The organism is Burkholderia sp. BCC0398 (assembly GCF_902833245.1).
GTDB classification, from domain to species: Bacteria; Pseudomonadota; Gammaproteobacteria; order Burkholderiales; family Burkholderiaceae; genus Burkholderia; species Burkholderia sola.
Map to the genome: position 1 here is coordinate 197,275 of NZ_CADFEM010000003.1, position 20,171 is coordinate 217,445.

Sequence of the window (20,171 nt, forward strand, 5' to 3'; positions counted from 1 at the left end):
GATGACGATCGTAGTCAAGCTCGACGTGATGCTCGCGATGCGCAAGGTCCGCTCGAAGGATCTGGCGGCCGCCGTCGGCATCACCGAACAGAATCTGTCGCTGCTCAAGCAGGGGAAGGTGAAGGGCATCCGCTTCGCGACGCTCGACGCGATCTGCCGTTATCTCGACTGCCAGCCGGGCGACCTGCTCGCGTTCAGCGATGACGGCGGCGGCACGCCCGACTGACGCAGCGCGCTCGCGGCGTGCCGATGCGGCGGGGCGCCGTCGGTCGCGCGTCGTCGCGCTCGCGGTCGTGGTGTCCGTATCGCTCCACCTGCTCGGATGGTTGCTGATGCAACGAGTGCCGCCAGCGGGTAGCCCGAAATCCGTCGAGCGGCCGCGCACCGCGCTGCGCGTCGAGTTGATTCCCGCGCGGCCGACGCCAGAGGTGATCGCACGCGAGATCGGGCGGGTCGGCCCGAATGCAGGCGGGCGCGGCAACGTGCAATCGGCGAAACGTTCTGCGGTGGTGGCGAACGCGCAAAGGGCCGCGCGTTCGTCTGCGGATATGCCGGATGCATCGCACAGGCAAGGCCAGACGACGGCCAGTGCAAGTGCCAACGAGCCAGCGACCGCTGCGAGCCCCGATCTCGACTGGCGTCGCGATCTGGATGCAATCGGTGCACAGCCACGCACAGCGCGCAGCCCCGCGCAGGCGGCCGTCGGCGCGCTGGGCGCATCGTCGGGCGACACATCTGCGCATCGTCGCGCCGTCGACGCCAGGCTGGCCGACGGCATGTCGGGCGCGCGTCGCGCCGATTGCCGCAACGCGTACGCGGGTGCCGGCCTGCTCGCGTTGCCGATGCTCGCGCTGGATGCGGTTCGCGATACCGGCTGCCAATGGTGAAACGGGCGGCCCACGGGAACCCCGCTTGCCGCCCGCGAATCACGCGATCAGCGCGCCGGCGCCAGCTGCGCCATCGCCTCGCGCATGAAACCGAGCAGTGTGTCGTCGGTCCACGAATCCTTCGTCAGCGCCGGCTCGTTCATCAGCGCGTGGCGGAATTTCGCGTGCGTGGCCGGATCGTGGCCCGCGTAGCTGCAGAACAGCTCGAGCCAGCGCTGCGCGAGCGCGCGGCCTTGCGGCGAATCGGGCCGCGTGCCCGCATCGATCGCGTCGCGCACATCGGCCATCAGTTGCGGCCATTCCATCGCCCGTTGACGGTAGTGCGCGCGCATGAAGCGGCTCTCGTCCGGCGTGAGGTACTTCTCGAAGAGCCGCATCTTCGTTTCCGACGAGGCCCGCAGCACATAGTCGCGCAACGTGGTCGAAATGCCGATCTTCGACTGCATCGACGGTTCTTGCTCATGCATCAGGTTCAGCTTCGCAAGCAGCCGCGGATCGTTGTTCGTGTCGCGTACCAGCAGCGCCATCCAGCGCGCGGCAAGCGCACGTACGCGCTCGTCCTCGGCGGGCACACCCGCCTCGTGCAGCGTACGGACCTCGTCGACGAGCGCGATCCATTCCGCGTCGCCGGCCTGGCTCTTCTGGTACATCGGCAGGCGCGCGAGTTCTTCCTCGGAGAAATATTTGTCGTACACGGTCATCAACTCCAGTGTGGTGAGCCAATCGGCCAGTTCCGGCTCGGTGCCCGCCGCGAGCTGCGCATGCAGACTCACGAGCCGCTCGCGCAGCTGCGCGGTTTGCGCAAGCTGACGGTCGAGCAGCGCGATCTGCTTCGCGACGAGATCGACGAGCGGCGTGCCGGGCCGGTTCAGGTAATCGCCGATTTCGGCGAGCGACAGTCCGAAGCGACGCAGGGCCTGGATCTGGTGGAGCCGGGCGACGTCGTCGCGGTCGTACAGCCGGTAGCCGTTGTCGGCGCGCGCCGAAGGCGTCAGCAGACCGATTGCGTGATAGTGATGAAGCGTGCGGACGGTCAGCCCGCTGCGTTTCGCCAGGTCTCCCACTTTCAGCCGCATTCGTTCCTCCGTTCGGTACGCACACTGGAGTCTCGAACGTTACGCTACGTGAGGGTCAAGCGGAAGATCGGCGATCGAACGCGCGTGGCGGGGCGCCGCACGCACGTTCGATCGGAGGGGGGGGGATGGCGGTTATTGCGCCGAAGGAGCGGGGTCGGGCGCGGCGGCGCGTGCTTGCGTGCCGGTCGTGCCGTCGCCGGCGGCGTGGCCGCTTTTACCGGACGTGTCGCCGTTGTCGGCCGGCGGCGTGCCCATCGCCTGGTAAAGCCGCGCGGTATCCGCGAACCGTGCGCCGGTCGCCCGAATCTCGTCGAGCCGCGCATTGCGGTACTGCAACTCGCTCGCTCGCGCGGCCGACGGCGGCAGCGCGCCGAGCCGCACGCGAGCCGCCGCGTCGTCGTACGCGCCACGCGCGGACAGCGCGGCGCGCGACGTCGCATCGAGCGCCTGGGCGTCGTGCTCGAGCGCCGCGAGCGAATCGGCGACGTTCTGGAACGCGCCGAGCACCGCCTGCTTGTACTGGTCGACCGCGGCCTCGTAGGTTGCCTTCGCCGCGCGGCGCTGCGCGAGCAGCGCGCCGCCGTGGAAGATCGGCTGGCTCAGCGACGCGCCGACGTTCCAGATCGCGCCGGCGCCCGACAGCATCGCCGGCCAGCTGAAGCCACCTTTGCCTATCGCCGCCGACAGCGACAGTTGCGGAAACATTTGCGCGGTCGCGAGGCCCACTTCGGCGGCGGCGGCCTTCAGCCCCGCGTCGGCGGCCTGGATGTCCGGGCGGCTTTGCAGCAGGTCCGACGGCACGACGACGGGCACCTGCTCGGGCAGATGCAGATCGGCGAGCGCGAGATCGGCCGGCGGCCGGTCGGGCGTACGGCCGACCAGCACGGCGAGCGCGTGGCGCGCCGAGTCGCGCTGCTGGCGCAGCGCGGGCAGGCTTGCCGCGAACGTGTCGGCGCTTTGCCGGGCGTTCAGCGCGTCGCTGCGCGAGGCCGAACCGAGCGCATGGCGGCGCTCGGCGTCGTGCGCCTGGTCGTTCGCGAGCGCGACGAGTCGCTCGGTCGTGTCGATCTGCGCATTGAGCACCGATACGGTGATCGACGCGGTCACGATGTTCGCGGCCAGCGCGCGCCGCGCGGATTCGAGCTGGAACGCGCTGACGTCGACGCGTTTCGCGAGCGCGCGGTTCGCGAAGCGCGACACGCCGAACAGGTCGACCGTGTAGCTCGCCTGCAGTTGCCCGACGAACGTGTCGTACAGCAGCGTCGGTGCGCCGAGCGCGGGAATCGGCACGCCGAGCGCGCGCTGGCGCGTGGCCTGGCCGACCGCGTCGATCGACGGCAGCATCGAGCTGCCGATCTGCCCGCGCAACTGCTCGCGCGCCGCATCCAGCGAATGCGACGCCGCGCTCAGCGTCGGGCTGTTGCGCAGCCCTTCGTCGACGAGCGCGTTCAGCGCATCGGAACGGTACTGTTTCCACCAGTCCGGCACCGGCTGCGCGCCGACCTCGAACTGTTGCGCGACGCCTTGTGCGGACACCGTCTGCTGGACTTGCGGCGCGGCGCCGTAGTGCGCGGGCGACGGCATCGCGGGCGGCTCGCCGCTCGGCGCGAACCACGCGCAGCCCGCGAGCGGGCCGGCGACGCTCGCCGCGGCGAGCACCCGCACGGCTTTCTTTTTCAGGGTCATCGATCGATCCATGGTCAGGCTCCCGACGGCGCGGCAGGCGTGCCGCCTGGCGGCGGGCCGTCCTGCGGGTCGCGTTCGTCGCGCTTCACGCGGAACCACGTCGCGTACAGCGCAGGCAGGTAGAACAGCGTCAGCACGGTCGCGCTCGTGATGCCGCCCATCAGCGCGGTCGCCATCGGCCCGAAGAAGTTCGAGCGCAGCAGCGGGATCAGCGCGAGCACCGCGGCCGCGGCCGTCAGCGTGATCGGGCGGAAGCGCCGCACGGTCGCGCCGATGATCGCGTCGACGCGGCCGTGGCCGGCCGCGATGTCCTGCTCGATCTGGTCGACCAGGATCACCGAGTTGCGCATGATGATCCCGAACATCGCGATCACGCCGAGCATCGCGACGAAGCCGAACGGCTGGCCGAACAGCAGCAGCGTCGCGACCACGCCGATCAGCCCGAGCGGCGCGGTCAGCACGACCATCAGCACGCGCGAGAAGCTCTGCAACTGGATCATCAGCAGCGTGAACACGGCGATCGCCATCAGCGGCATCTGCGCGTTGATCGACGCCTGCGCCTTCGCGCTTTCCTCGACCGAGCCGCCGATGTTGATCTGATAGCCGACCGGCAGTTGCGCGCGCAGCGGGTTCAGCTTCGCGTCGACCGCATGCGTGACGTCGATGCCCTGGGCGCCGGCGCGCACGTCCGACTGCACGGTGATGGTCGGCTGACGGTCGCGCTCCCACACGACGCCGTATTCGAGCGTCGGCGTGAAGCGGCCGAGCGAGCCGAGCGGCACGGGGCCGTTCGGCGTCGGCAGTGCGAGGCCCGCGAGCTTCGCCGGATCGACGCGGTCGGCGCGCGGCGCGCGCAGGTCGACGGCGATCAGCTTGTCGCGCTCGCGATACTGCGTGACGGTCGTGCCGGACAGCGTCATCGCGAGGAAGCTCGACACGTCCTGCGACGTGACGTTCAGCTCGCGCGCCTTCTTCTGGTCGAGCTCGAAGCGCACCGAGCGCTCGGCCGGCTCGTCCCAGTCGAACTGCACGTTGACCGTGCGCGCATCGCCGCGCATCGTCGCCGCGACCTTCTCGGCGATCGAGCGGACCGTCGCGATGCTGTCGCCGCTCACGCGGAACTGCACCGGATAGCCGACCGGCGGGCCGTTCTCGAGCCGCGACAGGCGCCAGCGCACGGCAGGAAATGTGTCGCGCAGCGTGGTTTCGAGCCAGGTCGCGAGCTTCTCGCGATCCTCGACCGATTTCGCGGTGATCACGAACTGCGCGAAGTTCGGCAGTTGCAACTGCTGGTCGAGCGGCAAATAGAAGCGCGGCGCGCCGCTGCCGACGAAGTTCACCGCATGGTCGATCTCGGGCCGCTTGTCGATCGCTTTCTCGAGGCGCTCCGTCTCGCGCAGCGTCGCCGCGAACGACGCGCCTTCGGGCAGCCGCAGGTCGACCAGCAGCTCGGGCCGGTCGGAGCTCGGGAAGAACTGCTGCGGCACGAGCGAGAAGCCCATCATCGCGACGACGAACAGCACGCCCGTGATCAGCAGCACGACGAAGCGCCGCTCGATGCACCAGTCGATCCAGCCGCGCAGCCGCCGGTAGAAGCGGGTGTCGTAGATGTCGTGCTCGTGATCATCGGGCAGGTGCGCCTCGTGCGCGTGCCGCTTGCGCTCGGGCAGCATGTGGAAGCCCAGCAGCGGGATCAGCACGACGGCCGCGAACCACGACGCGATCAGCGCGATCGCCGATACCTCGAAGATCGAGCGCGTGTATTCGCCGGTGCTCGATTTCGCGAGCGCGATCGGCAGGAAGCCCGACACCGTGACGAGCGTGCCGGTCAGCATCGGGAACGCGGTGCTCGTGTACGCGAACGCGGCGGCGCGCGCGCGGGTGTAGCCCTGTTCGAGCTTCACGGCCATCATCTCGACCGCGATGATCGCGTCGTCGACGAGCAGCCCGAGCGCGAGCACGAGCGTGCCGAGCGACACCTTGTGCAGCCCGATGTCGAACAGGTACATGAACAGCGCGGTGACCGCGAGCACGACCGGGATCGAGATCACGACGACCATCCCGGTGCGCAGCCCGAGCGACACGAGGCTCACGACCAGCACGATCGCGACCGCTTCGGCGACGGCTTCGAGGAAGTCGTCGACCGAATGCGAGACCGCGTGCGGCATGCTCGACACCTCGGTCAGCTTCAGTCCGGCCGGCAGTTGCGCCTGCAAGTCCTTCGATTCGGCGTCGAGCGCCTTGCCGAGCCGGATCACGTCGCCGCCCGGCTGCATCGTCACGCCGATGCCGAGCACGGCATGGCCGTTGGTGCCTGGACCGGCCGTACGCATTTGCGTGACTTGAGGATCGTCGTAGCCGCGCTTCACAGTCGCGAGATCGCCGAGCCGGAACGTGCGGCCGTTGATGCGGATCAGCGTATTCGCGATCGCGTCGACGTTGTCGAACTGGCCGCTCGGCCGCACGAACACGCGATCGTCCGCGGTCGTCAGCACGCCGGTCGACGAGATGTCGTTCTGCGCGTTGATCGCCTGGCCGAGCTGCTGGGGCGAGATGCCGAGGCGCGTGAGCTGCGCGTTGTTGACCTCGATGAAGATCCGCTGGTCGGGGTCGCCGAAATAATCGACCTTGCCGACGCCCGGCACGCGCAGCAGCACGGTGCGCAACTGGTCCGCGTAGTCGTGCAGTTGCGCGGGCGTGAAGCCGTCGCCCTCGAGCGTCCAGATGTTGGTGTAGACGTCGCCGAATTCGTCGTTGAAGAACGGGCCCTGCACGCCGGGCGGCAGCGTATAGCCGATGTCGCCGACTTTCTTGCGGATCTGGTACCAGGTTTCGGGCACGTCCTTCACGGGCGCCGAATCCTTCATCGTGAAGAAAATCAGCGATTCGCCGGGGCGCGAATAGCTGCGCAGGAAGTCGATGGCCGGCGTTTCCTGCAGCTTGCGGCCGATCCGGTCGGTCACCTGCTCCTGCACCTGCCGCGCGCTCGCGCCGGGCCAGAAGGTGCGGATCACCATCACGCGGAACGTGAACGGCGGGTCTTCGGATTGCGCGAGCCGCGTGTAAGCGAGGATCCCCGCGAGCGTCGCGAGCGCGATCAGGTAGACGACCAGCGCCTGGTGGCGCAGCGCCCATGCGGACAAGTTGAAGCGGCCTTCTTCGTGGGAGACGCTCACGATGCGAAGTCCTCCGGATGCAGCGGCGCGATCGCGCGCACCTTCTCGCCCGCGCTGACCGTATGCACGCCCTGCAGCACGACGCGCTCGCCCGGCTGCAGCCCGTGCGACACGGTGACCGTGCGCTCGTTGAAGCGCGCGACGTCGACGCGGCGCAGTTCGAGCGTGTCGTCCTTCGTGCGCACGACCCACACGGCCGGTTGCGCGCCGTCGTGGAACAGCGCGGTCGCGGGCAGCGTGATCGGCTGCGTATCGCCCGCGGCCGGCGCGCCGTCGAACGCGACGTCCGCGGTCATCCCGAGCCGGATCGCCGAATCGGGCGCGCCGAGCGTGAGCTTCACGCGGTAGGTGCGGCTTTGCGGATCGGCGGCCGGCGCGATTTCGCGCACCTTCGCGGCGAACTGGCGGCCCGGCAGCGACGGCAGCGTGACGGTGGCGGCATGACCGGGCGCGAGCGACGCGAGCGCGGCCTCGGGCACGTCGCTGACGACGTCGACGTCGCCCGACCACGCGAGCTGGTAGACCGGCTGGCCGGCCGACACGTTCTGGCCGGTGTCGGCCTGTTCGGCCGTGATGGTGCCCGCATGGTCGGCGACGAGCGTCGCGTAGCGGAGCTGGTTCTTCGCGAGCGCGAGCTGCTGCTGCGCCTGGTCGCGCTGCGCGAGCGCCGACGTGTAGCTGTTCTGCGTCTGCTCGAGCTGCGCGGTCGCGATCAGGTTTTCGCGGGCCTGCGCGCGATCGCGGTCGAGCTGCTGTTTCGCGAACGCGAGGCTGTGCGACGCGGCATCGAATTGCGCCTGCGCGCTTGCCGCGTTCTTCTCGACGTCGGACGGATCGAGCAGCGCGACGACCTGGCCGACCTTCACCGTATCGCCGAGCCGCACCCGGCGCTCGATGATCTTGCCGGCGATGCGGAACGACAGCGGGGTCGCATAGCGCGGCTGGATGTCGCCGGGCAGCGTGCGTGCGGCCGCGACGGTGTCGGCCCGCGCGGGCAGCGCGACGACGGGGCGCGGGGCGGGCGGCGCGGATTCTTTCGGATGACAGGCGGCAAGGACGAGCGCGGCGCCGATCAGCAGCGCGGCGCGGGAACCGGAGCGATTCACGAAACCCCCAGGTGAGGTGGAGCGGAACGAGGCCGGCAAGCGCGGCGGGCGCTTGCCCCAAGTGGCGCCGGCAGCGGCGCACACGGACAGACGAACGACATCTTCGGAAACTGTGGCGGATTCTAATACACACCTGTATCTGAATGCAAAGATGAATCCGAAAGGGAAGAGATGCTAGACTGCGCGGCATGAAACCACAGCGCTTAACTCGCGAGCAGAGCAGGGACCAGACGCGCGAGCGTCTGCTGAAAGCCGCGCATCGCATTTTTCTGAAGAAAGGCTATGTGGCCGCGAGCGTCGAGGACATCGCAGCGGCGGCCGGCTATACGCGCGGCGCGTTCTACTCGAATTTCCGCAGCAAGTCCGACCTGCTGCTGGAACTGCTGGAGCGCAATCACGAGGAGGTGCGGGCCGACTTCGAGGCGATTTTCGAAGGGGGCGGCACGCGCGAGCAGATGGAATCGATGGCGCTCGCGTATTACCGGACGCTGTTTCGCGACGACGAATACTCGCTGCTGTGGGGCGAGGCGAAGCTGCAGGCGGCGCGCGACGCGAAGTTCCGCGTGCGCTTCAACCAGTTCCTGCACGGCAAGCGCGTGCAGATGGCCGAATTCATCGAGCGCTTCGCCGAGCGTTCGGGCACGCCGCTGCTGCTGCCGGCCGACACGCTCGCGTTCGGGCTGATGTGCCTGTGCGACGGCGTGCAGTCGTACTACACGGCCGATCCGCAGCACGTATCGGTCGACGTGGCCGAATCGGTGCTCGCGGGGTTCTTCGCGCGGGTCGTGCTGGGGCGCGCGCCGGACTGAACACGGCAGGCGGCGCGGGCGGTGCGCGTCAGCGCTCGCCGGTCATCCGCCGGTACGCGTCGAGCAGCGACGTCTTGTAGACGACGCCCGCGAGCGTCGGCTCGGCTTCGCTCTCGATCACCGGCAGCCGCTCGCCCTGGAACGCCATGAAGCGCTCGAGCGCGGTCGCGAGCGGCATGTCGGGCGTGAGCAGCGGAAACGGCGTATGCGCGTAGTGCGCGGCTGTCTTGTCGGTCGTGTCGCGCTTGTCGAGCAAATCGGACGTGATGTCCTTCAGCGCGACCGCGCCGCGAAAGCGCCCGGCGTCGTCGGTCACGTACAGATATTTCACCGGATATTCGAGAAACACGCGCGTCATGTCGGCGACGCTGGCGGTGAGCGGCACGACGGTCTGCGCGGGCTGGATCAGCTCGCGCATCTGCGTGGTGCGCAGCCGCTGCCGCTCCTGCGCGTCCTGGTAGTGGTGCTGCGTGATCTCGTACATCGACGTCGTGCCCGTCGCGCGCGCGACGAAATACGCGAACACGCACGACACCAGCAGCGGCAGCACGACCTGATAACTCAGCGTCATCTCGAAGATCATCAGGATCGCCATCAGCGGCGCCTGCGTGGCGCCCGCCATGAACGCGCCCATCCCGACGATCGCGTACGCGAAATACGCGGACGTATGGCCCGGCCACAGCGCGTCCATCGCGAGCCCGAACAGCGAGCCGAACACCGCGCCGACGAACAGCGTCGGCGTGAACACGCCGCCGATCGCGCCCGAGCCGGCCGTCGCGGCGGTCGCGATCACCTTGAACACGAGGACCGCGACGAGCGCCTGCCAGGTCCACGGCGAATGGAGGATGTGGTTCACGACGCTGTAGCCGTTGCCCCACACGTCAGGAATCCACACCGAGATCACGCCGACCACGAGGCCGCCGAGCGCGAGCCGCACGGGCAGCGGCACCGGCAGTCGCTTGAACTGCGTCTTCGACGCGTCGAGCAGATGCAGGAACTGCGGCGCGAGCACGCCGCACAGCGCGCCGAGCACGACGAACGGCAGCACCTCGGCGCCCGTCACGGCCGGAAACACCGGCATCTCGTACGGCGGCCGGTAGCCGGCGAATTCGCGCATCACGATGTTCGCGACGACCGACGCGACGACCATCGGCCCGAAGCTCTCCATCGCGATCGTGCCGAGCACGATCTCCGACACGAAGAACGCGCCGGCGATCGGCGCGTTGTACGCGGACGTAATGCCGGCCGCGGCCCCGCACGCGACCAGCAGACGCAGGCGCGGCGGGTCGAAGTGCGCGAAGCGGCCGACGAGCGACGCGGCGAGCGCCGCGAGCTGCACCATCGGGCCTTCGCGGCCGATCGAGCCGCCGCTGCCGATCGTCAGCAGCGACGACACGCTGCGCCACAGGCTCTGCCGCACCGGCACGACGCCGTTGCCGAGCGCGACCGATTCCATGTAGTCGGTCTTGGCGGCCGCCTTGTCGCCGCGCGTCGCGAGCAGCAGCACGCAGCCGGCGAGGAAGCCGCCCGCGGCCGGCATCCAGAATCGCACGTACCACGGCAGGCTCTTCGCCATCTGCACGAAGCTGCCGCTGTGCCCCGAGATCAGGCGCTGCATCAGGTCGATGCCTTCGCGGAACGCCATCGTGGCAAAGGCGCCGCCGACGCCGACGATGGCCGACCAGATCAGCATCGTATGGGCGTCCGACAGGCGGAGCAGCGTTCGCGCGCGAGTGCGCAGCTTCAGCAGGAACGAGAGCACGGCTGAAAGGGGGCGATGGAAAACGACGCGAAGCATAGCACTGCGCCGCGCCCGCGGGACTTCCCCGTCGGGCTTCCCGTAGGGCGCGGCGCGCGAGCCGTCGCGGACGTGCGGCTCAGCCAAGCCAGTGCTGCACGGCCCAGGTGATCGCGTAGCCGCCGGCGATCAGCCACACGTACAGGATCAGGCCGGTCATCAGCGCGCGCGGGCCGGCCGCGCGGATCTGCGCGACGCGCGTCTCGATGCCGAGTGCGGTCATGGCCATCGTCAGCGCGAAGGTGTCGAGCACGTTCAGCGTATGCGTAACGTCCGCGGGCAGCACGTTCAGCGAATTGACGATCACGAAGCCGAGGAAGCCGAGCGCGAACCACGGCACCGCCACCTTGCGCTTGCCGTGCGTGCCGCCGGCCGCGTCGTGCGCCGAGCGCGCCGAACGGGCGAGCCACCAGCCGAGCGCCAGCAGCACCGGCACCAGCAGCATCACGCGCGTCATCTTCACGATCGTCGCGACGTGCACGACCTGCGGGCTGATGTCGCTCGCCGCGCCGACCACCTGCGCGACTTCGTGGATCGTGCCGCCGAAGAACAGACCGAGGCCGGCCGGATCGAGGTTCAGCAGCCCGGCGTGATAGGCGAGCGGATACAGGAACATCGACAGCGTGCCGAACAGCACGACGCTGCCCACGGCCATCGCGCTCTGGTGCGGTTTCGACTGCAGCGTCGATTCGAACGCGAGCACGGCGGCCGCGCCGCAGATCGCGCTGCCGGCGGCGGTCAGCAGCGCGGCGTCGCGGTCGAGCTTCATCAGCTTCATGCCGACCCAGGTGCCGATCGCGAGCGTGCTGACGACGACCAGCACCGATACCGCGAGGCCCGGCAGCCCGACCTGCGCGATTTCCTGCAGGCTCACGCGCAAGCCGAAGAACGCGACCGCGATGCGCAACAGCTTGCGGGCGGAGAAATTGACGCCGGCCGCCCAGCTGGCCGGCATGCCGTCGCGCAGCGCGTTGCCGTACAACGCGCCGGCGACGATGCCGACGATCAGCGGTGACAGGCCGAGCCCCGCGATCGCGGGAAGCTCGGACAGGCTCGTGACGGCGGCGGCGAACAGCGCGACGAACAGCACGCCGTTCAACTGGCCGCGCATCGACGGCGCGGCGTGGCTGAGAGAGGGAGTCGGAGCAGTGGACATGGAAGTACCGTGATGGAGCGTGTGGCGATGGTGTAATCCTAATTTCGTTATATCGATATGAAAAATTGTGATTTGTGACGTAAACTATCCGGAAAGCCGATAATTCGTTCCCATGACCCCGGATCAACTGATAACGTTCGCCGCCGTCGCCGAGCATCTGAACATCAGCCGCGCCGCCGTGGCGCTGCATCTGTCGCAGCCGGCCGTATCGGGCCAGTTGCGGCTGCTGCAGGACGAGTTCGGCGAGCCGCTGTACCAGCGCGACGGCCGCGGCATCCGCCTGACGCCGGTCGGCGAACAGCTCGCGCAGTACGCGAACGCGCAGCGCGACACGTTCGCGCAGGCGCGTGCGTTTCGCGACGCGGTGCGCGGGCTGGAAGCCGGCACGCTGCGCATCGGCGCGAGCACGACGCCCGCGAGCTACCTGCTGCCGTACCTGATCGCGGCGTTCCAGCCGCGCGCGCCGCGCGTGGCGATCCAGACGATGAGCGGCAATACGGCCGACGTGGTCGCGGCGCTGCCGTCGCTCGACCTCGCGCTGATCGAAGGGCCGCCCGGCGAGGCGCTGCCGCCCGGTACGGCCGTGCACGCGTGGCACGAGGACGAGATCGTCGCGATCGTGCCGGCCGGCCATCCGCTCGCGGCGCCCGGCTACGACGCGGGCGTGACGCTCGACGCGCTCGCCGCGCATCCGCTCGTGCTGCGCGAGGCGGGCTCCGCCGTACGGCAGCTCGTCGAGCGCGCGTTCGCACATGGCGGCGCGCCGATGCGCGTCGCGTTCGAGATCGCCGGGGTCGAGGCCGTGAAGGAGGCCGTGCGCGCGGGGATGGGCGTCGGGTTCGTGTCCGCGATGTCGCTGCGTCACGACGATGCGGCGCTCGTGCTGCGCTCGCTGGCGCCCGCACCGCTCACGCGGCATTTCTCCATTCTCGTCCCGCATGGCGGCGCGCCGTCGCGGCTCGCCGCGCAATTCCTCGAAATGAGTCTCGCGCAGCGCCTCGCGTAGTCGACCGAAGTCGCGCCGGGAACATGCGTTGCACGCGGGCGCGGCGCGCATTCATGCGATAACGGAGCGTTAGGGATTTCCTCTATGGCGTGCGTCCGAGGCGAAGCGCACCATCCGTCTCAAGCAAATGGAACCGGTTCCATTCCGGTGAAAAAGGGCAACATGGCAGACATCGTGATCGTGGCGAGCGCATTCGGGATGGACCGGGTGCGCCAGGAGGGCCACAGTGCATTCATCGCGACCGTGGCGGCATCCGGCGCGACCGGTTTCGAGGTACGGCGCGAACTGTTCGCGTCGGACGACGACACGGCGCCCGGCGCGCTGGCCGCGCTCGGCGCGCAGATCTCCGGCCACGGGCTGTGGTCGGTCTATTCGACGCCGGACTCGCTGTATACGGAAACGGGCGCGCTCGATGCCGACGCATTGCGCGACGGGCTCGCGCAAGCCGATGCGCTCGGCGCACGCTTCGTGAAATTCCAGCTCGGGGGCTTCGCCGGCGACGCGCACGCGGCCGAAATCGTCGCGCTGTCGCGCGGCGCGCAGGCCCGCGTGGTGGTCGAGAACGGCCAGCTCGAGGTCGGCGGCGCGTTCGCGCAGTTCCGTGGGCTGTTCGATGCGCTCGCCGATGCCGGCATGCGCGATGCGCTCGGCATGACGTTCGACATCGGCAACTGGCAGTGGCGCGGCGAAGCGCCGCTCGACTGCGCACAGGTGCTCGCGCCGCATGTGGAATACATTCATTGCAAGGCCACCGAAGGCGAGGGCGCGCGCCGGTTCGCCGTCGCGCCGGCGCCGAACGATCCGCTCGTGACCGGCGTGCTCGCGGCGCTGCCGCAGCATGCGCCGCGCGGCATCGAGTTTCCGTTCGACGCGGCCGACCTGGCCGGCGATGCGTGCCGGCGCGTCGCGTGGCTTGCAACCGCGTGACCGCGGAAGGATCCTGAGGAGTTCAGTCATGAAAGCAGCACTCGATGTCGTGACCTATGGCGAAGCGATGGCGATGTTCGTCGCGACGGAGCCCGGCCACCTCGCGCACGCCGGGCAATTCGCGAAGCGGATCGCCGGCGCCGATCTCAATGTCGCGATCGGGCTGTCGCGGCTCGGCTTCCGGGTCGGCTGGATGAGCCGGGTCGGTAGCGATTCGTTCGGCCGCTACGTGCTCGACACGCTGGCGCGCGAGGGCATCGACGCGTCGTGCGTGACCGTCGACCCGCGCTACCCGACCGGTTTCCAGCTGAAGTCGCGCAACGACGACGGCAGCGACCCGACCGTCGAATATTTCCGCAAGGGTTCGGCGGCGAGCCACCTGTCGTGCGACGACTACGTGGCCGACTACGTGCTCGGCGCGCGCCACCTGCACCTGACCGGCGTCGCGCCGGCGATCTCGGCGACGTCGTGCGAACTCGCGTTCCGGCTCGCGCGCGAAATGCGGGCGGCCGGCAAGACGATCTCGTTCGACCCGAACCTGCGCCCGACGCTGTGGCCGTCCGCCGACGTGATGGCGAAGACGCTGAATGCGCTCGCGACGCTCGCCGACTGGGTGCTGCCGGGCCTCGCCGAAGGGCGGCAGCTCACCGGGCACGACACGCCGGCCGACATCGCGGGCTTCTATCTCGCGCAGGGCGCGCGCGGCGTCGTGATCAAGCTCGGCGAACAAGGCGCGTATTTCCGCACGGCCGACGGCCGCGAAGGCACGGTCGCCGGCGAGCGCGTCGAGAAGGTCGTCGATACGGTCGGCGCCGGCGACGGCTTCGCGGTCGGCGTGGTCAGCGCGCTGCTCGAAGGGCGCAGCGTCGAGCAGGCGGTCGCGCGCGGCAACCGGATCGGTGCGCTCGCGATCCAGGTGATCGGCGATTCGGAAGGATTGCCGACGCGCGATGCGCTCGACCGGCTCGAAAAGGTCAGCAATCGCGCCGATCGCTTAGAGGAAACCGTCACCGCGCAATGAGAGGCCGGACACGGCACAATCCGCGGATCCATTTCGTGCTTCATGCACGGTTTTGCATGAGACCGGACGACGCAACGATGCGCCGATGCCGGTCTACTCAGGAGACACTCTGATGGCAGCCAATCTCGCAGCTCGACGCTGGTGGACGATCATGCCGATCGTCTTCATCACGTACAGCCTCGCCTACCTCGATCGCGCGAACTACGGGTTCGCGGCCGCAGCCGGCATCAACCAGGATCTCGGCATCAGCAAGGGCCTGTCGTCGCTGATCGGCGCGCTGTTCTTCCTCGGCTATTTCTTCTTCCAGATCCCCGGCGCGATCTACGCGGAACGCCGCAGCGTGAAGAAGCTCGTGTTCGTCAGCCTCGTGCTGTGGGGCGGCTGCGCGGCGCTGACCGGCGTGGTCAGCAACATTCCGTCGCTGATGGCGATCCGCTTCGTGCTCGGCATCGTCGAGGCGGCCGTGATGCCGGCGATGCTGATCTACATCAGCAACTGGTTCACGAAGAACGAGCGCTCGCGCGCGAACACGTTCCTGATCCTCGGCAACCCGGTCACCGTGCTGTGGATGTCGATCGTGTCCGGTTATCTCGTGCATGAATTCGGCTGGCGCCACATGTTCATCGCCGAAGGCGTGCCGGCCATCATCTGGGCCGTGTGCTGGTGGGTGCTCGTGCAGGACAAGCCGGCCGATTCGCCGTGGCTCAGCGCCCAGGAAAAGCGCGATCTCGACGCCGCGCTCGCGGCCGAGCAGGCGGCGATCAAGCCGGTGCGCAACTATGGCGAGGCGTTCCGCTCGCCGGCCGTGATCAAGCTGTGCGCGCAGTATTTCTGCTGGAGCATCGGCGTGTACGGCTTCGTGCTGTGGCTGCCGTCGATCGTGAAGAACGGCTCCGACCTCGGGATGGTCGCGACCGGCTGGCTGTCCGCGCTGCCGTACCTCGCGGCGACGATCGCGATGCTCGCCGCGTCGTGGGCGTCCGACAAGGTCGGTTCGCGTCGTGGTTTCGTGTGGCCGTTCCTGCTGGTCGGCGCGGCCGCGTTCGCCGCGTCGTACGCGCTCGGCTCGTCGCATTTCTGGATCTCGTATGCGCTGCTGGTCGTCGCGGGCGCCGCGATGTATGCGCCGTACGGCCCGTTCTTCGCGATCGTGCCGGAACTGCTGCCGAGGAACGTCGCCGGCGGCGCGATGGCGCTGATCAACAGCATGGGCGCGCTCGGCTCGTTCGTCGGCTCGTATTTCGTCGGCTACCTGAACGGCGCGACCGGGTCGCCCGTCGCGTCGTACGCATTCATGAGCGCCGCGCTCGTCGCCGCGGTGATCCTCACGCTGTCCGTCAAACCCCAGGCGCGCGATGCGCATCCGCTCGCCGCGCCGCTGCAAGGAAAATGAAACGATGAAGCCCCGTATCGTCGCGTACAAGCCGCTGCCCGATGACGTTCTCGCGTACCTGCGCGAGCATGCGGACGTCGTGCAGGCCGACGGCGCCGACGCACTCGCCGCCGCGCTGGGCGACGCAGACGGCGCGATCGGCGCGAGCCTGAAGGTCACGCCGCAGATGCTCGATCGCGCGCCGCGGCTGAAGGCGTGGTCGACGATCTCGGTCGGCTACGACAACTTCGACGTCGCCGATCTCACGCGGCGCGGCATCGTGCTCGCGCATACGCCGGACGTGCTGACCGAGTCGACGGCCGATACGGTGTTTTCGCTGATCCTGGCCTCCGCTCGCCGCGTGGTCGAGCTGGCCGAGTGGGTGAAGGCCGGCCACTGGCATCGCAGCATCGGCCCGGACCTGTACGGCACCGACGTGCAGGGCAAGACGCTCGGCATCGTCGGGCTCGGGCGGATCGGCGGCGCGGTCGCGCGCCGCGCGGCGCTCGGCTTCCGGATGCAGGTGCTGTACGCGAACCGGTCCGCGCATGCGGAGGCCGAGACGCAGTACGGCGCGCGGCGCGTGACGCTCGACGAATTGCTCGCGCAGTCGGATTTCGTGTGCCTGCAGGTGCCGCTGTCGCCCGACACGCGCCACCTGATCGGCGCGCCCGAATTCGCGAAGATGAAGCGCGGCGCGATCCTGATCAACGCGTCGCGCGGGCCGGTCGTCGACGAAGCCGCGCTGGTCGACGCGCTGCGCGCGGGGACGATCCGCGGCGCGGGGCTCGACGTATTCGAGAAGGAGCCGCTGCCGGCGGATTCGCCGCTGCTGCAGATGAAGAACGTCGTCGCGCTGCCGCATATCGGCTCGGCGACGCACGAGACGCGCGATGCGATGGCGCGTTGCGCCGCGGAGAACCTGGTCGGCGCGCTGGCCGGCACGCTGCGCACGAATCTCGTCAATCCGGATGCGCTGGCGCATGCCTGAGCCGCCTGCGATAACCGCCCGGCGCCATTAGAGTCGATGATCTTGGTGCGAGAGGGCCGGCTGCGTTATGATCGCCCGCGCTCGTCGTATCGACGGCCGGCCACGCGGCCGGCGGTGTCGCGCGACGGGCATCCGCGCCAGGTCCGGTGCGGCCGACTGCCATAGCACGCTGCTGGCGGGCGCGGCTCGACAGCGCACCGGGCCAGCGCAGGCGCCCACGCGCCACGACAGGGGAGGCCGCCGGTTGGCTTACGTTTCCAACAACAATGGTCCGTCTGCTCACGAAGCGGCGCGGATCGTACGTCGCGAGGCACGACAGTGACCGATTCGCAACCTTCCACGACGCGTCCGGCGACGATCAGCGACGTCGCGCGCGAGGCCGGCACGGGCAAGACCAGCGTTTCGCGCTATCTGAACGGCGAGACGCATGTGCTGTCCGTCGATCTGCGCCAGCGGATCGAGGCGGCCATCGCGCGGCTCAACTACCGGCCGAACCAGATGGCGCGCGGGCTCAAGCGCGGCCGTAACCGGCTGCTCGGCATGCTCGCCGCCGACCTGACCAATCCTTATACCGTCGAAGTGCTGCAGGGCGTCGAGGCCGCGTGCCATGCGCTCGGCTACATGCCGCTCATCTGTCACGCGGCGAACGAAGTCGAGATGGAGCGCCGCTTCCTGCAACTGCTCACGACTTACCGCGTCGAAGGGCTGATCGTCAACGCGCTCGGCGCCGACGAAGACGTGCTGCGCCCGCTGCGCGGCGCAGGCATTCCGGCCGTGCTCGTCGACCGCACGGTCGAGGGCTTCGAGGCCGACCTGATCGGCCTCGACAATACCGACGCGATCGAGACGGCGCTCGCGCACCTGGTCGAACACGGCTTCGACGCGATCCATTTCGTCGTGCAGCCGTTCGAGCGGGTCAGCTCGCGGCGCGTGCGCGAGACCGCGTTCCGCGCGGCGCTGGCGGCGCGCGGGTTGCCGGTGCCGCCGACGATCGTGCTCGACCTGAACGAACCCGACGCGGCCGCGGCGGCGCTCGCCGACGTCGATGCCCGCCTCGACGATGCGGCCCGGCGCGGCGTGCGCGCCGCACTGTTCGCCGCGAATGCACCGGTCGCGCTGGCGATCGCGCGCCATCTGCGCGCGCGTTTCGGCGCCGCGTGGCAGCAGCAGGCGGCGCTGCTGTCGATCGACGATCCGGAATGGGCCGAGCTGATCGGCATCACGACGATCCGTCAGCCGACCTACGAAATCGGCTACAAGGCCGTCGAATTCGTGCACGAGCGGATCGACGGCGCGGCGGGCGACGTGCGCGTCGCGATGCTGCCCGGCGAGCTGATCGCGCGCGCGTCGACCGCAAGCTGAGTATCATTCGGGGCACGCGGCGCGTCAGGTGCGCTGCCCCGAACCAAGGAAATACATGACTGTCGCTCCCGTCACGCTGGCGGCGCTGATCGCCGCCACGCTGATCATCGCGCTGCTGCCGCTCGTCCTTTACCGCATCCTGCGCAAGCCGCTTGCGCTCAACCGCCGCGACACGATCGTCGGCGTCGCCGTCTTCACGTTGTTCGCGATGATTCTCGAGCGCGCGTTCCACGGTCTCGTGCTGAGCCACACGCCCGAGGACGGCTGGCTGACGCAGCCGCTCGCATTCGTCGCATACGGCGCGCTCGCGACCGCCGTATTCGAGGAAGTCGGCCGCTATCTCGGGATGCGTTTTCTGGAGCGCCGCTACGGCGCATCGGCCGGCGACGGTCGCGGGATCGGCTACGGGATCGGTCACGGCGGCGCCGAAGCGTGGTTCGTCGGCGTGCTCGTGTGGGGCCAGTGGTCGTATCTCGCGTGGCTCGCGAGCCGCGGCCAGCTCGAGACGCAGCTGGCCGACCTGCCGGTGGACACCGTGGTGCGGCTGCACATGATGCTCGCGACGCTGTCGACCCAGTCGATCCTGCTGTTGCTGCTCGAACGCTGCGCGGCATTCGCGGTGCAACTGGCGCTGTCGGTGCTGGTGTGGCGCGGCGTGCGGGCCGGCCGAATCGCCGTGCTGCCGCTCGCGATCGTGCTGCATGCGCTCGCGGCGACGCCGACGCTGCTGTACCAGGTGCGCGTGCTGCCGGCCGCGTGGGTCGAGGCCGCGTATTTCGTGCTGACCGCGGTGCTGGTGGTCGTGCTGGTGAAGACGTGCCGGCCGTCGCGTGCGGCGGCCTGACGGGAGAGACGGAATGGACGACTACCTGATCGAATGCCAGAGCGCGGAATTCGACGCGCTCGCGCGCGTGATCTGCGATCTGTTTCCGGAGCAGACGCGCTTCGCCGAAAGCAGCGACGCGCGCGGGCGCTTCCTGTCCGTGCACTGGCTGGCGATGCGGTTCGGCGCGACGCCGAAGCGGATGACGCTCGACATCCGGATCGTGCCGGCCGCGCTCGCGCGCTATCTGGCGCTCAAGCCGATGCAGCGCGCGCGCAGCCATGCGGTGCTGCATGCGTATACGGAAGCGATGCTCGGGTCGCTCGAAGAACGGCACGCGGCCGGCGAGGCCGTCGAGCGCGACGCGGAACTCGAGCTCGACGAAGACTTTGCGTGAGCGGTGGCGCCGGCCGCGTGCCGGCGCGTGACGCGTTACGCGTCGCGGTAGACCTGCGCGAAGCGCTGCGCCTGCACGACGCCGTAGTCGCCGGGCGCGTATTGCATCACCCAGTCGCCGGCCACGCCGCGCAGCGTGTCGCCGTTTTCCGAGCGGGCGATCGTAAACGGTTCGTCCATCCGGCGCGCGAGCACGACGGCCGGCCGGTTGCGGTAGGCGCCCGCTGCGCCGTGCGCGAGCGCCGGGTCGGCGGGCAGGTATTTGGCGTCGAAGCGCGCGCGCGACACGGCCCAGCGGTCGCCGGTCGAGCCGGTGATCAGCGCGTCGCCCGTCACATAACGGTTCGGGCCTTCGAGGCTCATCAGTTCGCCGTCGGCGTCCGCGAAGGACACGGCGACGGTTTCGTCCTTGACGACACGACGGGCCTGCGGATCGGTACGCAGATCGAGTTGCTTGAGTTCGAGCATGGCGGGGAAGGGCGGGAAAGCGGGAAAAGCCGGGAGCTTATCCCGAATTCGGCGCGCCGTGTGACGCGCCGTCGCCGATCGCGGCGCGGCGCCGTTCGGCCCGGGCGGGCC

The 20,171-nt window shown here is 69.3% G+C and carries 18 protein-coding genes; 11 read left to right on the top strand and 7 right to left on the bottom strand.

The features are described from left to right. Position 1: 1 nt before the first annotated feature. Together HWX76_RS07590 and HWX76_RS07595 are read left to right on the top strand one after the other, a co-directional pair. A complete protein-coding gene (locus HWX76_RS07590; protein ID WP_050015494.1) occupies positions 2-226 on the top strand; it encodes a helix-turn-helix transcriptional regulator in 225 nt (74 codons plus the stop codon). Then, the gene (locus HWX76_RS07595) at positions 201-887 is read left to right on the top strand and encodes a hypothetical protein (RefSeq protein WP_176015648.1); all 687 of its coding nucleotides are present in this window, start codon (positions 201-203) and stop codon (positions 885-887) included. Before HWX76_RS07590 ends, HWX76_RS07595 begins: the two co-directional genes overlap by 26 nt. 47 nt (positions 888-934) lie before the next feature. On the opposite strand, the gene HWX76_RS07600 is transcribed toward HWX76_RS07595, so the two are convergent. The 4 genes from HWX76_RS07600 to HWX76_RS07615 all read right to left on the bottom strand — a co-directional run bounded on the left by HWX76_RS07600 (position 935) and on the right by HWX76_RS07615 (position 7,931). Further along, positions 935-1,963 carry a MerR family transcriptional regulator gene (locus HWX76_RS07600; protein WP_124640142.1) on the bottom strand — a complete coding sequence of 343 codons (1,029 nt, stop codon included), beginning with the start codon at positions 1,961-1,963 and terminating at the stop codon, positions 935-937. Positions 1,964-2,095: 132 nt separating this feature from the next. After that, positions 2,096-3,661 (bottom strand): efflux transporter outer membrane subunit, encoded by a 1,566-nt coding sequence (locus tag HWX76_RS07605; RefSeq protein WP_176015649.1) that lies wholly within the window; start codon positions 3,659-3,661, stop codon positions 2,096-2,098. A 2-nt stretch (positions 3,662-3,663) separates the two neighbouring features. Next, positions 3,664-6,825 (bottom strand): efflux RND transporter permease subunit, encoded by a 3,162-nt coding sequence (locus HWX76_RS07610; RefSeq protein WP_124630361.1) that lies wholly within the window; start codon positions 6,823-6,825, stop codon positions 3,664-3,666. Further along, positions 6,822-7,931, bottom strand: coding sequence for an efflux RND transporter periplasmic adaptor subunit (locus HWX76_RS07615; RefSeq protein WP_124630362.1), 1,110 nt, complete (start codon positions 7,929-7,931; stop codon positions 6,822-6,824). The genes HWX76_RS07610 and HWX76_RS07615 overlap by 4 nt, the downstream gene beginning before the upstream one ends. A gap of 188 nt (positions 7,932-8,119) precedes the next feature. On the opposite strand from HWX76_RS07615, the gene HWX76_RS07620 reads away from it, so the two are divergent. Beyond that, the gene (locus HWX76_RS07620; protein WP_050015483.1) at positions 8,120-8,740 is read left to right on the top strand and encodes a TetR/AcrR family transcriptional regulator; all 621 of its coding nucleotides are present in this window, start codon (positions 8,120-8,122) and stop codon (positions 8,738-8,740) included. Positions 8,741-8,768: 28 nt separating this feature from the next. On the opposite strand, the gene HWX76_RS07625 is transcribed toward HWX76_RS07620, so the two are convergent. Further along, positions 8,769-10,502: a ClcB-like voltage-gated chloride channel protein gene (locus tag HWX76_RS07625; protein WP_204383864.1), complete on the bottom strand. Its 1,734-nt coding sequence runs from the start codon at positions 10,500-10,502 to the stop codon at positions 8,769-8,771. A gap of 115 nt (positions 10,503-10,617) precedes the next feature. Continuing rightward, positions 10,618-11,694 carry a YeiH family protein gene (locus tag HWX76_RS07630; RefSeq protein WP_050015479.1) on the bottom strand — a complete coding sequence of 359 codons (1,077 nt, stop codon included), beginning with the start codon at positions 11,692-11,694 and terminating at the stop codon, positions 10,618-10,620. Between the two features lie 112 nt (positions 11,695-11,806). On the opposite strand from HWX76_RS07630, the gene HWX76_RS07635 reads away from it, so the two are divergent. The 8 genes from HWX76_RS07635 to HWX76_RS07670 all read left to right on the top strand — a co-directional run bounded on the left by HWX76_RS07635 (position 11,807) and on the right by HWX76_RS07670 (position 19,593). Next, entirely contained in the window at positions 11,807-12,700 is an 894-nt protein-coding gene (locus HWX76_RS07635; protein WP_050015477.1) for a LysR family transcriptional regulator, read from the top strand. Positions 12,701-12,862: 162 nt separating this feature from the next. Next, positions 12,863-13,627, top strand: a complete 765-nt coding sequence (locus HWX76_RS07640; RefSeq protein WP_176015650.1) for a TIM barrel protein — start codon at positions 12,863-12,865, stop codon at positions 13,625-13,627. 28 nt (positions 13,628-13,655) lie between these two features. Beyond that, entirely contained in the window at positions 13,656-14,648 is a 993-nt protein-coding gene (locus HWX76_RS07645; protein WP_089488460.1) for a sugar kinase, read from the top strand. Positions 14,649-14,760: 112 nt separating this feature from the next. Beyond that, complete coding sequence (locus HWX76_RS07650; protein ID WP_050015472.1) at positions 14,761-16,041, top strand: MFS transporter; 1,281 nt, start codon at positions 14,761-14,763, stop codon at positions 16,039-16,041. Between the two features lie 4 nt (positions 16,042-16,045). Next, entirely contained in the window at positions 16,046-17,011 is a 966-nt protein-coding gene (locus HWX76_RS07655; RefSeq protein WP_089488654.1) for a D-glycerate dehydrogenase, read from the top strand. A 318-nt stretch (positions 17,012-17,329) separates the two neighbouring features. Continuing rightward, complete coding sequence (locus HWX76_RS07660) at positions 17,330-18,373, top strand: LacI family DNA-binding transcriptional regulator (RefSeq protein WP_050015470.1); 1,044 nt, start codon at positions 17,330-17,332, stop codon at positions 18,371-18,373. A gap of 55 nt (positions 18,374-18,428) precedes the next feature. Beyond that, positions 18,429-19,217 carry a YhfC family glutamic-type intramembrane protease gene (locus tag HWX76_RS07665; protein ID WP_124630363.1) on the top strand — a complete coding sequence of 263 codons (789 nt, stop codon included), beginning with the start codon at positions 18,429-18,431 and terminating at the stop codon, positions 19,215-19,217. A gap of 13 nt (positions 19,218-19,230) precedes the next feature. Beyond that, the gene (locus HWX76_RS07670) at positions 19,231-19,593 is read left to right on the top strand and encodes a DUF3022 domain-containing protein (protein WP_050015466.1); all 363 of its coding nucleotides are present in this window, start codon (positions 19,231-19,233) and stop codon (positions 19,591-19,593) included. Between the two features lie 35 nt (positions 19,594-19,628). Here HWX76_RS07670 and HWX76_RS07675 read toward each other — a convergent pair whose 3' ends face one another. Continuing rightward, positions 19,629-20,060 (bottom strand): PGDYG domain-containing protein, encoded by a 432-nt coding sequence (locus HWX76_RS07675; protein ID WP_050015464.1) that lies wholly within the window; start codon positions 20,058-20,060, stop codon positions 19,629-19,631. Positions 20,061-20,171 lie beyond the last annotated feature (111 nt).